Below are 13916 nucleotides of genomic sequence, written 5' to 3' on the forward strand. Positions count from 1 at the left end.
AGTGTCCAGACATATGGAAAGCGATACGAGAAGGCCTGCCCGCAGCGCAGCGCATATATCGACCGCACAGGATGGGCAGAGCACCCCGAAGCATGAGGCAAGGCACAAGGCGCCCAGGCAGGAGCGTCCAGAACAGAGGAAGCAGAGGCGCAGGAAGGCCTCGAAGGCTCCCATCATCATCGCTGTCCTCGCTGCCATCTATCTTGTTGGCTCCGTCTTCTTCCTGAGCCATGCCCTTCCTGGCACCACGGCAGCAGGCAGAGACATTGCATTCGCAGGCTCCTCCAAGATCTCTGCCACCCTCAGGGATGCGTCTGATGGCTTCTCGGTCACCGTCACCGATGCGGATGGCACTGAGAGCTTCACGGTCTCGGGCGATAGTGCAGGCTTTGCTTACGATGCAGACAAGGCTGCTTCCGAGCTCCTCAAGGCCCAGAACGGCTTCGTGTGGCCTGTCGCAGCTGTGCGTTCCCTCTTCACGAAGACCGATATCGTGCTTCCGTCTGATGCCGTCACGCTCGACGAGGAAGCCCTCTCGGATGCCGTGAGCACGGCCGTCGAGAACGTGAACGAGACAGCCACGCCCTCTGAGGATGCTCATCTTGCCTACGACGCAAGCCAGTCAACCTTTGTCGTCGCTTCTGAGACGAGGGGCACCCAGCTTCACGAGGACATCGTCGAGAACGCCGTGCGGACATCTTTCCAGCATCTGGCAAGCTCCTGCAAGCTGAACGATGCTGCCTATATCGCGCCAGAGGTCCTCTCGACCGATGAGCGCCTCGCCACTGCCATCCCTGCCGCCAACTCCCTCATGGGCGCCCAGCTCACGATCACGCTCGACGGCACGACCGTAGCGACGCCTTCCGACAACGTCGTCGCTGACTGGATCGAACTCGATGATTCCTTCATGCCGCAGCTGACGCAGGATGCCATCGAGAAGTGGGCAGAGGACAATTTCGATACCGTGGGGACCACGCGTACATTCACGAACTATGCAGGCGAGACGAAGACTGTCTCCTGCAACACGAACCCCGAGTCGGAAAGCACCTATGGCCAGCTTGTGGATGCTGAGAGCTTCGCTCAAGAGGCCTATGCCGCCGCCATGGCAAAGGACACTGCGACAATCGATATCCACGTCACCCAGGAGGCAGATGGCTTCACGGAAGCCGGTGCGGCTGACTGGGGAGACCGCTACATCGACGTGGACATCACGAACCAGCATGCCGTGCTCGTGGATGCAGGACAGGTGCTCTGGGAATCCGATGTCGTGACCGGCAATGTCGCTGCCGGCAATGACACACCTCAGGGCGTCTTCACGATCCAGAACATGATGAACTCCATCACGCTCACGGGCGAGGATGCCTCCGAAAACTTCGTATACAACTGGATGGGCTTCATCAGCACGGTCTGGGGCCTCCATGATGCAACGTGGAGAACCGAGTTTGGCGGCGACATCTACAAGACAGACGGCAGCCACGGCTGCGTGAACCTGCCGCTCGATGCGGCCAACGAGCTCTACGATCTCGTGCATGTCGGCGACGTCGTGGTCGTGCACGAGTAGAGCCTCTTTCTCCGTTCGCACAGGACGGTCTGCCATTTGCCGCTCTAAGGGATGCATTCATCCATATCTGCTGCAAGATTTATGGCACTATCCGCACCCGAGCGAAAGGAGCCTCCATGGGCCAGTATGTTCTGAACGAGAAGGATGGCCGCTACCTCTTCAACCTGTGCTCCAGCAATGGCCACATCCTGGGCACGTCTCTTGTCTTCCCGTCGCGCGAGGAGTGCCTTGCCGGCATCGATGCCGTGCGCGAGGATGCACCGGCTGCTGCTGTCGAGGATTCGACCGTCGATGCCTTCAAGCGCGAGCCGGCACCGAAGTACCGCATCTACGAGACGCTCTCGGGCAACTACTTCTTCCGCTTCTTCACGAAGGACAACGGCGACATCTTCCAGTCGCACAGCTACGAGAAAAAGGAGAGCCTCCTTCGGCGCATAGAGCGCATGCGCAATGAATGCGATTCCTCCATCGCTGCTGACGATATGTAGACATCAGCCGATAGCTGTGAACTCATATACATGAAAGCCCTCCCACGCCTGAGCATGGGAGGGCTTCTTTGTGTCTATGAATGCTGTTCTAGACGAGGTACTCGGCAATCTGGACGGCGTTCGTTGCAGCGCCCTTGCGGATCTGGTCGCCGCAGCAGAAGAACGTGAGGCCGTTGACGCCATCTGCAGCGGAGAGGTCGCGGCGGATCCTGCCGACGAAGACGAGGTCCTGGTCGGAGGTATCGAGCGGCATCGGGTAGCGCAGGTTCGCAGGGTCATCGACGACCTTGACGCCGGGAGCCGTGGAAAGGATCTCGCGTGCCTCATCCGGCGAGAGCGGGTTCTCGAACTCGAGCGTGATGGACTCGGAGTGGGAGCGCATGATGGGGACGCGGACGCAGGTGCAGTTCACGCGGACCTCCGGCAGGTGCATGATCTTCCTGCCTTCGTTCTGCATCTTCCACTCCTCGGACGTGTAGCCCTCGTCCTTGAAGCTGCCGATCTGCGGAATCAGGTTCATGGCAAGCTGGTAGGCGAAGGGGCTTGTATCCCCTACCTCGCCACCCTCGGCGAGCACCTTGAGCTCGCGTGTGAGCTCTGTGAGGCCCGGCATGCCAGCGCCGGATGCTGCCTGGTAGGTAGAGACAATCATGCGCTTCAGGCCTGCCGCCTTGTGGAGCGGATAGGTCGGCACAAGGCCGATGATCGTTGCGCAGTTGGGATTCGCAATGATGTTGCGGGGATGGTTCTGGATGTCTTCCGGATTGATCTCGGGAACGACCAGCGGCACATCCGGATCGAGACGGAAGGCATGCGAGTTGTCGACGCAGACCGCACCACGTGCTGCCGCCTCGGGCAGAAGTGCCTTGGCAATGCCGTCTCCTGCTGCGCCGAGGACGATATCGATGCCGTCAAAGGCCTCAGGCTTTGCTTCCTTGACCTCGACTTCCTCGCCCTTGAACTTCAAGGTCTTGCCGGCGCTCTTCGCGCTGGCAAGCGGCACCAGCTCGCTTACCGGGAAGTTGCGCTCTTCGAGGCACTGCCTCATCTGGGTTCCGACGACGCCCGTGGCGCCGAGAATGGCTACACGCTTTCCTGCCATGGTTCTTGCTCCTATTCCACCATCTCATCAGCGAATGCCAGGTAGATGGTACGTATTGCACGTTCGAATTCGGCGTTGTCCACGCCGAAGATGATGTTGATCTCCTGAGAGCTCTGCGTGATCAGGCGGATGTTGATGCCGTTCTCGCCGAGCGTGGAGAAGATGCGGCCCGAGGTGCCGACGCGCTTCGACATGTTGCGGCCGACGACCGTGATGAGAGCCAGGCCATCGATGACACGGACCTCATCCGGCTGGACCTCTTCCTGGATGTCGCCCACAATCGAGTAGAGGCAGTCATGCACATCGGCTGCATTCACGACGACGCCGAAGGAGTCGATGCCGGTCGGCACATGCTCGATCGAGACGCCGTAGCGCTCGAAGATGGAGAGCACGCGGCGAAGCACGCCCACAGCCGTCGACATATGGTTCTGCTTCACGTAGACGCAGAGGAAGTCCTTCTTGCCAGCGATGCCTGTGATCAGGTGCTCGACAGAGTCATCCGTCGCTTCCTCGGAGATGATGGTGCCCTCGGCATGCGGGTCGTTCGTATTCTTGATTGCAATAGGGATGCCGACCTCACGTACCGGGAATATCGCCTCCTCGTGGAGGACCGAAGCTCCCATGTAGGAGAGCTCGCGCATCTCGTCGAACGTGATGCGGTGGATGGGGCGGGGATGCTCGACAATGCGCGGGTCGCAGGACAGGAACCCTGACACATCGGTCCAGTTCTCATAGAGGTCGACGCCTATGGCACGCGCGACGATAGCGCCGGTGATGTCGCCGCCGCCGCGGTCGAAGAGGCGGATCTCGCCTTCGGGCGTCGCACCATAGAAGCCCGGAATCAGGAACGGGCCTATCTTCTTTGCCATCTCGTGGATGTTGTGCGTCGCCTTTGTCATGCTCACTTTGCCATTGCGGTGGAAGCGCATGACGTCAGCAGCATCGACGAAAGGAAGGCCAAGGTATTCAGCCATGAGCTGGCCCGTGAAGTACTCGCCACGGGAGACGATGTACTCAGGCGAATACTCGGTCACATGAGCCTCGAACTCGTCGAACTCCTCCTCGATCGGATAGGCAAGGCCGAGCTCGCGTGCGATCTCGACGAAGCGGGCCTTGATCTGCTCCATGAGAGGCGTTGCATCCACGTGGTACTTCACATGTGCGCAGACGAGATAGAGCAGGTCGGTAACCTTGTCGTCGTCCTTCGAGCGGCGTCCTGCTGCAGAGACGACGATGAACTGGCGGGCAGGGTCTGCCTCGACGATGCTCTTGACCTTCCTGAACTGGTCTGCCGAAGCGACGCTGGAGCCGCCGAATTTTGCAACCTTGAGCACGTTATGCCTCCTGCGGGAATGCTGCCATGAAGGCAGCAGGGTCTTTTTCAAGCTGCTTCTCATAGAGCGCACGGGCGGCCTCGACATTCAGGCCGTCGAGGCGCCAGTAGCCCTCGAGATAGGGCTTGGCACCTTCCGGCGCATCTGCCTTCGTGCGCAGAAGGTAGCTGCCCTTGAGAAGGGCAGGATCCCAGGCAAGCGGCTCGTCGAACCGGTAGGTGGGCTCGGCGCCCTCGGCGCAGTCGAGGAGATCCTGGACGATTGCGTTGCCAGTCGGCAGGCTTCCTGCACCCTGGCCATAGAACTTGAGCGTGCCGATCGTCGCACCGTCGAGCGTCACGAGGTTGAAGTTCGAGGGGACATCCGCCTCGAGCGTGCGCAGCGGCATGCAGACCGGCTCGACTGCTGCGGCGTAGCGGCCATCCTGCTGAGTCGCGCGGCCGAGAAGCTTCACGACGTATCCCCTGCTCTCGAGGAACGTGAGGTCCGCAATCTTCAAGTTCCTGATGCCGGTTGTAGGAATGTCCTTCTGGCAGGCACAGCCGAAGGCAACCGACGTGCCGATGATCGTCTTGTTCTTCACGTCGATGCCGTCGATGTCGGCCGTGGGGTCGCGCTCGGCATATCCCAGGCGCTGTGCCTCGGCAAGAGCGACATCGAAGTCGACCGCGTCATCGCGCATCTTCTCGATGATGTAGTTCGTCGTGCCGTTCATGATGCCGGAGATGGCAGAGATCTTGTCGATGCGCTTCGCCTTCAGGATAGAGGCGATCCAGGGAATGCCACCGCCGCAGGTAGCCTCGATGAAGAGGCGGGCACCGCTCTTTGCGGCATGCTCGACGAACTCCTGGAAGCAGGCTGCGACGACTGCCTTGTTGGACGTGACGACAGACTTGCCAGCATCGAGGGCACGCAGGATATAGGTATGTGCCGGCTCGAGGCCGCCCATGCACTCGACGACGGCAGTTATTTCAGGGTCGTTCGCGATATCATCGAAGTTCGAAGTCATGCGCGGTTCCGTGCAGCGGTCCGGCAGCTCGAGGATGCGCGTGACCTTGAGGGTGGGTACCGAGCTTTCGATGATCTGGACAACGCCACGACCGACCGTACCGTGGCCAAGCAGGGCTACGTTCATATATCATCCAATCTTTCCAACGTGTGACGGAAGCCCGTCTTCCTGATGAACACCGCTATCATGGACCACAAGCGCCCGTAAAACCCAGACGCAAGGGGCAATCAAATGGTGAACACTTTCTACCACAGTACACGCAGCTGTGCGCAAACCGTAACAAGCAAGCAAGCAATCCTTCAAGGTCTTGCCCCAGATGGAGGCCTCTATGTCTCCGATGAGCTTGGCAAGAACAAGATTTCGCTCTCCGATATGGTGGCTGGCACCTACCACGAGAATGCGAAGAAGGTGCTTGGCGCCCTCCTCACCGACTACACGGAAGAGGAGCTTTCGCAGTGCGTCGAGAACGCATATGGCAAGAAGTTCGATACAGCAGCCGTGACGCCGGTGACCAAGCTGGGAGCTGACTGGCTCCTCGAGCTCTTCCATGGACCGACCTGCGCCTTCAAGGATGTCGCGCTCCAGATGCTTCCGCAGCTCATGAGCGTCGCGCGCGAAGGAGATGGCCGCAATGTCATGATTGTGACCGCCACCTCGGGCGATACCGGAAAGGCTGCCCTTGAAGGCTTTGCTGATGTGCCAGGCTGCGGCGTCACGGTCTTCTATCCTGATGGGAAGGTCTCGGACATCCAGTATCTCCAGATGGTCTGCCAGAAGGGCGCCAATGTCTGCGTCTCGGGCATCCGCGGCACGTTCGATGATGCCCAGACCGGCGTGAAGCGCATCTTCTCCGACACGTCCCTCAAGGAGCGCCTGGCGAAGAAGAATATCGTGCTCTCGAGCGCGAACTCGATCAATGTCGGCCGCCTTGTCCCGCAGGTCACCTACTACTTCGATGCCTATGCCCAGCTTGTGCGCAGAGGCGCCCTCAAGGAAGGCGACACGATCGACTTCTGCGTCCCGACCGGAAACTTCGGCGATGTCCTGGCTGGCTGGTTCGCAAAGCAGCTTGGTCTTCCCGTACGCCACCTCATCGTCGCTTCGAACACGAACAAGGTCCTGACCGACTTCATCGAGACCGGCACCTATGACCGCCGCCGCGACTTCGTGAAGACGATCTCCCCTTCGATGGACATCCTCGTGTCCTCGAACCTCGAGCGCCTGCTCTACTACCTGTCGGACGGCGACTGCGACTACATCGCTTCCCTCATGAACGACCTCAATGAAAAGGGCCTCTATACCGTGAAGCCGGAAATCCTTGCACGCATCCAGGAGACGTTCCGTGCTGGCTTTGCAACGGATGCCGAGACCCGTGCCACGATCAAGAGCACCTATGAGAAGGACCAGGTCCTGATCGATACGCACACCGCAGTCGCGAAGTGCGTGCTCGACCGCATCCCCAAGGATGGCACTGAGCGTGTCTGCCTCTCGACAGCAAGCCCCTACAAGTTCTGCTCCGACGTGCTCCAGGCGCTCGGCGAGCCGACCGAAGGCATGAACGACTTTGCCTGCATGGACGCGCTCGAGGCTGCGACACACACGGTAGCGCCCGTGCAGCTCTCATCGCTTCGCTTCTCCGAGAAGCTCCACACGGGCGTCTGCGACATCGAGGGCATGGGTGCCGTCGTCGAGGATGCCTCTCTCAAGATCTTTGCGAGGAGCTAGCATGGCAGACAGCGTATGGGTGGGCGTTCCTGCCACATCTGCCAATGTCGGCGTCGGCTTTGACTGCCTGGGGCTTGCCCTCGATCTCGAGGCACGCTTCGGCTTCGAGAAGTCGGACCATCTCGAGATCTTGGGCTGCGAGGAGCGCTTCCGGGGCGACGACAACCTCGTGCTCGCAAGCTACCGCGGCGCTACCAGAAGGCTCGGTCTCGAGCCGGTGCCGCTGCGTCTCACGATCGAGTCCCCCATCCCGCTCTCAGGCGGCCTGGGATCGAGCTCTGCCTGCGTCGTTGCCGGCATCCTGGCTGCACAGGCGCTTGCCGACAGGCCCTACGACGAGCGGTTCACGCTCGATCTGGCAACGCATCTCGAAGGTCACCCGGACAATGTGGCTCCTGCCATCCTCGGAGGCCTTGTCTCGAGCTTTGTCGACGGCAAGGACACGGTATCTCTCCACTTCCCCGTTGCAGACAAGCTCCGCTTCGTCGCAATCGCCCCTCCCTACGAGGTGAGGACGGCAGATGCGAGGCGCGTGCTGCCCCACGAGGTGGCGCTCTCGACCTGCGTCTGGCAGATGGGCCGCATCGTCGCCCTCGTCCGCGCGCTCGAGTGTGGAGACATGGACCTTCTTGCCAAGGCGGCACAGGACAAGCTCCATGAGCCATACCGTGCAAAGCTCATCCCCGACTATGCGCTTCTGCGCGAGCGTGCGCTCGAGGCAGGCGCCTCCGCGTTCGTGATCTCCGGCTCTGGCTCGACGATGCTTGCGATCTGCGGCTCAGACTCGGCAGCGCACGACGTCGTGGACGCTGTCAGAGGCTCCGCAGAAGGCTTCTGGATCCGTATCTGCTCTGCTAGCGGACAAGGAGCCCGCTACCTCGAGGCATAAGGCTCAGACAGGCCCTCAGAAGCTCCTGCGCTATAGATGGAATGCAGAAGGCGTTCAGCTCAGCTGTGCGCCTTCTTCGCTCTATGGCAGAAGAAGAGCGCCGCAATCAGAAGGCCTGTCGCAGCCCCGGCGAGATCGATGAAGACATCGCGCACGGCACTCGAGCGGCCCGGCACGAAAATCTGGATCGTCTCGTCGAGCGATGGCACACAGACGATGAAGAGAAGCATCGCCGCAAGACGCGTGGTCATATGCGACCAGTCCGGACGTGCAGCATGATGCACGAGCAGGCCGAGCACGAGATATTCGGAGAAATGTCCGCACTTGCGGACGATGAATGATTGGGTCGTTGGATCTCTCACACCGATTGCTTCGAGGAACGGACGTACGAGCGTCACGAAGACGCCGCTTTCTGCCTGCGAGGTCCCTCCCTGGACAAGCGAGTGGCCCCAGATGAAGAGGACCCAGAGAAAGACGGCGAGGAAAGCTCCCCGCCGTCTCTTGATGTCTTCCAGCACGCTATGCTTCATTGGCCGAGCGGCCCCTGTTCCCGCGTGGCTTCAGATGCTTGAGCTTCGTGGAACGCTTCTTTGCCTTGGCAGACGAATCATCCTTCTTCTGGCTGCCGCCCTCGATCACCTTGAGGTAGTCGCGCGAGGTCCTTGCATAGGACGGATTCTTCGACATCTCGTCGCTGATCAGGTAGTCGACATAGGACTCCGTGTCGATGGGCGAAGGAGCATCCGGCACCTGCGGTGCAAGAGATGCTGTCGGCTCATCGAACACCTCATCGTCGTCGAGCCCGGCAGGAGCTGCCACGACCGGCGTGAAGCCTGCCTGCGGGGCATCGGTATCGTTCTCGGCGAGCGCATCGAGCGCTGCCTTCCACATTGCGTCCTTGTCTTCCCCGTCCTTCTCCTTCTCGGGATAGAGACCGGAGTCGATCTCTGCGATGCGCGAGGAGATCTCGGAGCGGTCAGGGTGCGGTCGCGTCGTGGCAGCTGCGATATCCTCTGCTGCAAAGCTCCTCTGGGAGGAGGTCACGCTCGCAGCGAACGGCATATCGTCGATGGTCGGCTGGACAACCGAGTAGTCATCAGATATAGGAATCGAGAGGTCGCGCGAGATGTCCTTGCCGTGCTCGCGCTCCCACCAGTCGGTGCCCACATCGCCGACCGTGCCATCGGCACGGGTGATGACGGGAAGATCGTCCATCGAGTCCTTCGCAAGACGCTCTGAGAGGACCGAACGCACGCCACGGGCACGCTTGCTCATGCGCTCTGCCCAGTTCAGGCGCTGGACATAGTTCTCTGCGATATCGCCGTAGTCTTCAGTCTCATGCGCTCCTGCACCAGGCTGGGCCGTACGGGCATTCTTCCTGGACGCTTCCTTCTTCTGCACTTCCTGGAGGAAGACCGTCGTCTCGTCCGGGCTGGCAGATGCTGCAATGTCAGGGATGCGCGAGGCGATGCTGCTGTAAGGCATGCTCTCGGCTGTCTGCACCGGGAAGCCTCCCGTCATCGTCGTGGAGACCGATGCCGTCTCAGACGGCGATACACGCGGCCTTGAAGGCGGTGTCGGCGGCTTCGGCTCGTCGTCTGCATCCACAGCCGGAATCGTCGGCACGGAGCGCAGACGCGGTCCTTCTGTCGCGACGCGCTCCTGCTTCTTCTCTTCCTCGCGGTCGAGCTCGAGCGTGCGGCCAGCATCCTGCTCTTCCTCCTCGAAGAAGGGATGCGCCTCCTCGCCGGGAGCGCGCAGATGCTGCGGCACGTAGGAAGGGCTCTCCTCGGTACCGAACCAGGCATCCTCGGCACGGGCAATGGACTCTGCCTCGAGCTGCTTCTTCGAGCGATGCCAGGCAATCGCAGAGACGGTGCCAGCAAGCGCTATGCCGCAGCCGAGACCGGCTGCAAACGGAACAAGCATGGTCTGGGGATCCAGGTCCTGGCCTGCGGTCTGTGCGAATGCTGTCTGGGGAACGGCCCACATGGCCGGCCCCATGAGCCCTGCATAGACGCAAGGATTGACCCTCTTTGGCTTCATCTGCATAACCTCCCTGGTGCGCCTGCACCTAGGACATTGAGCGAAGAGCTGCCTCGGCTCCCGGGATCCCTCGTCTTTGGGAGGCCCTGCGTGCGGAAGGCAACGGTCTGCTACGTATCGAGTGTATGTGCCGTCGCCGTACGGACACTGGCCCGTACCAGCTACACCTACTTTACCGGTTGCAGCGCCTGATGCAAGGCAGACCATGAATTGAATTTCGAAAAGCGATACGCGTGCACCGAGCTATCCAGAGCAGACGGGCGCCAGAATGCCTTTTCTGGCAACTTGCATATTCTCGCGCGAGAATCGCATCTCTTCTGCTATAGTATCTTTCGCCCAAGGGGAATTAGCTCAGTTGGGAGAGCGCGTGACTGGCAGTCACGAGGTCAGGGGTTCGAATCCCCTATTCTCCACCATGAATGTTCAGGCCTGCAGATTATGCTGCAGGCCTTTTTTGTTGCCTCGGTGCGCTGGCTCTTCAAAGCAAGAGGGACCGCACCTTCCGGCACGGTCCCTCTGGCAGTTCTCTCTTCGGCCTTACAGCGCGTCCACGTATTCGCTCTGTGCAGCCTTCTTCGCGGAACGAATCAGGAACTCCTCGTTCGACGAGGTGGCCTTGAGGCTCTTCACGAGCGCCATCTCGGCACGTTCCGTGTTGTTCATGTTCGCCAGGATGCGGCGGATGCCCCAGACGAACGGCTGGAGCTCCGGATCGATCAGAAGCTCCTCGTTCCTCGTGCCGGATGCAACCGGATCGATGGCCGGGAAGATGCGCTTGTCCGCAAGCTCGCGGTCGAGCTTGAGCTCCATGTTGCCGGTGCCCTTGAACTCCTCGAAGATGACCTCATCCATCTTGGAGCCCGTATCGACGAGGGCGGAGGCAAGAATCGTGAGCGAGCCGCCATTCTCGATGTTTCGGGCAGCGCCCAAAAACTTCTTCGGCGGATAGAGGGCGGCAGAATCGACGCCACCGGAAAGGATGCGTCCGCTTGCCGGCATTGCAAGGTTGTAGGCACGGGCAAGACGGGTGATGGAGTCGAGCACGACCACGACATCCTGGCCAAGCTCCACGAGACGCTTGGCGCGCTCGATGACAAGCTCGGAGACCGCTGTATGGTTAGAAGCAGGCATATCGAAGGTCGAGGCGACGACCTCGCCCTTGATGGAGCGCTGCATGTCCGTGACTTCCTCAGGACGCTCGTCGACGAGCAGGCAGATCAGATGCACTTCGGGATTGTTGGCCGCGATGGATTCGCAGACCTTCTTGAGCACGGTCGTCTTGCCTGCCTTCGGCGGCGAGACGATAAGTCCTCGCTGGCCCTTGCCGATAGGAGACACGATATCGATGGCACGGCCTGTGATCGAGTCCTTGCCATGCTCCATCTTGAGGCACTCGTTCGGATAGATAGGTGTGAGGTCGCGGAAGCGCGGACGGTGCCTGAGCTCCTCGACGGTCATGCCGTCAACAGTGTCGATGGAGATGAGGGGCGGGAATTTCGAGTTGTTGCGGTTCGGACCCACGGTGCCTGAGACCTCGTCGCCGGTCCTGAGGCCGTTCTGCTTGATCATCTGCTGGAAGACGAAGGCATCGTCGTCGCCCTGCATGTAGTTGCCGGTGCGGATGAAGCCATAGCCTTCGGGCTGAATCTCGAGGATGCCCGTGACGGGGCGGAAGCCCTCGGCCTTCGCTGCTGCCTCGAAGATGCTCTCGACAAGATCGGCCTTGCGCAGGCCCACATACTCGACGCCGAGCTCTGCTGCCTTGCTCCTGAGCTCGGCAACCTTCATCTCCTTGAGCTCGTCGCGCGTGAGGCTCGGCTCCGGAACCTCCTGGCGCCTGTTGTTGCGGCGGCGGTTCTGGCCATTCTGGCGGCTGTTGCGCTGATTGAAGCGGTCATTGCGCTGGTTGAAGCGGCCATGCTCCTGTCGCTCGCCGTTGCGCTCGCCGTTCTGGCCACCCTGATGCTCGGACCCGTTGCGCTCGAAGCGGCGGTTCTGCCTCCTGCGGCCACGGCCACGCTCCTCGTGCTCATGCTCGTGCTCGGAAGCGCTGCCTTCCTGCTGCTCGGAGGAGGACCCGACTGCAGGCTCAGCCTCGTGCTCCTGCTTCTCTGCAGCCGGAGCAGCCTCTTCTGCATGCTCCGCGCGGCCTTCATGCTCTCGGCGCTGCTCATGCTCTGCAGGTGCCTCTGCGCTCTCATGCTCTGCATGCACGGCAGGCTCCTGGGGAGCAGTCTCAGAAGGTGCAGGCTCGGCAGGTGCAGCTTCAGCGCTTGCCTGCTTTCTTGTGCGACGGCGACGCTGCGGCTTCGGTGCCTCTTCTGCTGCGGCCTCTGCCTTCGGAGCCTCGGCTGCAGGTGCCTCTGCACTTTCAGCCTCTGCTGCCTTCTTGCGTGTACGGCGCCTGCGAACAGGCTTTTCTGCCTGCTCTGCAGATTCTGCAGACACATCTGCGGCTGCGGATGCATCCTCTGCATCCTTCTTCCTGCGCGTCGTGCGGCGGCGCTTCGGCTTCGGCGCTTCCTCGTTCTCGCCTGGGACCGGCTGAGCGGACACCTCGGGTACCGAGGCTCCGCCCTCGTTCATGTCGTCCGACAAAATGTTCCTGCTTTCTCGCTCATAGGAGCAGATATGTATGAATCCCCTGCCATGCCGGGATGTATGAGCTGCGTTTGCATGTCGGGGTAGCTGCAGCACCGCAGCAAGGGCAGAAGCCTTCTATGTGATGCCAGCTGCTTTTGAGGTATGGATGCACGCATAGGCGTGCCGAAACAACGTGACTATAACACAAGCATGTCTGCCGCCGCTCAAAAACGAAGAAATGCAGCCATTTTTGCCACTGAGGGGACACAGAACGCATCAAAAGGCGCTCTCTTGAGCATTTCAGGGTGCTCAGGATACACGGGAGCGTGCAGGAGCCATCTTCCGCACCTCTTCTTCGAGCTCATGGGCACGGCTCTTCCCTTCCTCGGTGAGCGCGACCGTGACAGAGCGCGTATCGCGCGTTCCTTGGCGGCGGATGACATAGCCATGCTCTTCGAGCGCCGCTATCGACATCGATACGGTCGGCTGGAGAAGCCCCAGGAGCTTCACGAGATCTGAGATCGTGGCCTCTTCCTCAGGCATCCCGGAAAGGCCCAGAATCATGAGGTCGCCTGCATGGAAGGCATGCGTGCCCATCGCCTCGACCAGCCGCACGATGCGGTCCTTCGAGAGACGCCTTGACGGGGCATCGGCTATGATCTGGTGCCTCATCGCCTCTGCGCGCTCCTCCACGAATGCAGCCCCTTCATCGGTCAGCGCACACCATACATTGCGGCGGTCCTCGAGGCCAAAAGCTCTGCTCACGAAGCCGAGCTTCACGAGATGGTTCATCCTGTGCGTCATCGTCGGCCTAAGCGAGCTCTGGTAGGTGGCGATATCGGATGTCTTCATGTGCTCGCCTGCACTGCGCAGGTGGCAGAGAACGGCAAATTCCTCGAAAGTGAGCCTCGGCGCCTGAGTGCTCGCTCTCCTCTCCAGGCTGTAGGCCCTCCTGAGAGCTATGTATTCCTTGAGCTCCAAGAAGTGCCTCCAAACATCCTGGCTTCCGGATTCCCGGAATTCATTTGCTGCATGAAAACAGTATATGGATGCACCGCAGACGCTCGGAGCGTCGGAACCTATACGTATTAAGCTTTTAATCGATTCGCACATCTTCCTGAAACAAAAGCGCACCCTCCCCTGCAAAGGAAAGGGTGCGCAGAGAAGCTGCCTGATGCA

The 13916-nt window shown here is 60.6% G+C and carries 11 protein-coding genes and 1 tRNA gene; 5 read left to right on the forward strand and 7 right to left on the reverse strand.

Annotation, left to right across the window (positions count from 1 at the left end; genetic code table 11):
* The first annotated feature begins 1 nt into the window (after position 1).
* Positions 2 to 1561 carry a L,D-transpeptidase gene (locus tag VXJ24_RS01365; protein WP_330971122.1) on the forward strand — a complete coding sequence of 520 codons (1560 nt, stop codon included), beginning with the start codon at positions 2 to 4 and terminating at the stop codon, positions 1559 to 1561.
* Between the two features lie 116 nt (positions 1562 to 1677).
* Complete coding sequence (locus tag VXJ24_RS01370) at positions 1678 to 2049, forward strand: YegP family protein (protein WP_330971123.1); 372 nt, start codon at positions 1678 to 1680, stop codon at positions 2047 to 2049.
* A gap of 88 nt (positions 2050 to 2137) precedes the next feature.
* Here the strand turns inward: VXJ24_RS01370 and VXJ24_RS01375 are convergent, their stop codons facing one another.
* From VXJ24_RS01375 to VXJ24_RS01385, 3 genes are read right to left on the reverse strand one after another with little or no spacing between them, the layout of a single operon-like run.
* Entirely contained in the window at positions 2138 to 3151 is a 1014-nt protein-coding gene (locus VXJ24_RS01375) for an aspartate-semialdehyde dehydrogenase (RefSeq protein ID WP_330971124.1), read from the reverse strand.
* Between the two features lie 11 nt (positions 3152 to 3162).
* Positions 3163 to 4485 (reverse strand): aspartate kinase, encoded by a 1323-nt coding sequence (locus VXJ24_RS01380; protein ID WP_330971125.1) that lies wholly within the window; start codon positions 4483 to 4485, stop codon positions 3163 to 3165.
* A 1-nt stretch (position 4486) separates the two neighbouring features.
* The gene (locus tag VXJ24_RS01385) at positions 4487 to 5620 is read right to left on the reverse strand and encodes a homoserine dehydrogenase (protein ID WP_330971126.1); all 1134 of its coding nucleotides are present in this window, start codon (positions 5618 to 5620) and stop codon (positions 4487 to 4489) included.
* Positions 5621 to 5725: 105 nt separating this feature from the next.
* Here VXJ24_RS01385 and thrC point away from each other — a divergent pair, with 105 nt between their 5' ends.
* Positions 5726 to 7219: a threonine synthase gene (thrC, locus tag VXJ24_RS01390; protein ID WP_330971127.1), complete on the forward strand. Its 1494-nt coding sequence runs from the start codon at positions 5726 to 5728 to the stop codon at positions 7217 to 7219.
* 1 nt (position 7220) lies between these two features.
* Positions 7221 to 8108, forward strand: a complete 888-nt coding sequence (gene thrB, locus VXJ24_RS01395; RefSeq protein ID WP_330971128.1) for a homoserine kinase — start codon at positions 7221 to 7223, stop codon at positions 8106 to 8108.
* Positions 8109 to 8167: 59 nt separating this feature from the next.
* Here thrB and VXJ24_RS01400 read toward each other — a convergent pair whose 3' ends face one another.
* Together VXJ24_RS01400 and VXJ24_RS01405 are read right to left on the reverse strand one after the other, a co-directional pair.
* Positions 8168 to 8626, reverse strand: coding sequence for a VanZ family protein (locus VXJ24_RS01400; RefSeq protein WP_330971129.1), 459 nt, complete (start codon positions 8624 to 8626; stop codon positions 8168 to 8170).
* A 1-nt stretch (position 8627) separates the two neighbouring features.
* A complete protein-coding gene (locus VXJ24_RS01405; protein WP_330971130.1) occupies positions 8628 to 10154 on the reverse strand; it encodes a hypothetical protein in 1527 nt (508 codons plus the stop codon).
* Between the two features lie 340 nt (positions 10155 to 10494).
* Between VXJ24_RS01405 and VXJ24_RS01410 the strand changes: the two genes are divergently transcribed.
* Positions 10495 to 10570: transfer RNA gene (locus VXJ24_RS01410), tRNA-Ala, on the forward strand.
* Positions 10571 to 10691: 121 nt separating this feature from the next.
* Here VXJ24_RS01410 and rho read toward each other — a convergent pair.
* Together rho and VXJ24_RS01420 are read right to left on the reverse strand one after the other, a co-directional pair.
* Positions 10692 to 12740 (reverse strand): transcription termination factor Rho, encoded by a 2049-nt coding sequence (gene rho / locus VXJ24_RS01415; protein ID WP_330971164.1) that lies wholly within the window; start codon positions 12738 to 12740, stop codon positions 10692 to 10694.
* A 306-nt stretch (positions 12741 to 13046) separates the two neighbouring features.
* The gene (locus tag VXJ24_RS01420; RefSeq protein WP_330971131.1) at positions 13047 to 13850 is read right to left on the reverse strand and encodes a MarR family transcriptional regulator; all 804 of its coding nucleotides are present in this window, start codon (positions 13848 to 13850) and stop codon (positions 13047 to 13049) included.
* Positions 13851 to 13916 lie beyond the last annotated feature (66 nt).

The organism is Olsenella kribbiana (assembly GCF_036408795.1).
Taxonomy (GTDB): domain Bacteria; phylum Actinomycetota; class Coriobacteriia; order Coriobacteriales; family Atopobiaceae; genus Olsenella_L; species Olsenella_L kribbiana.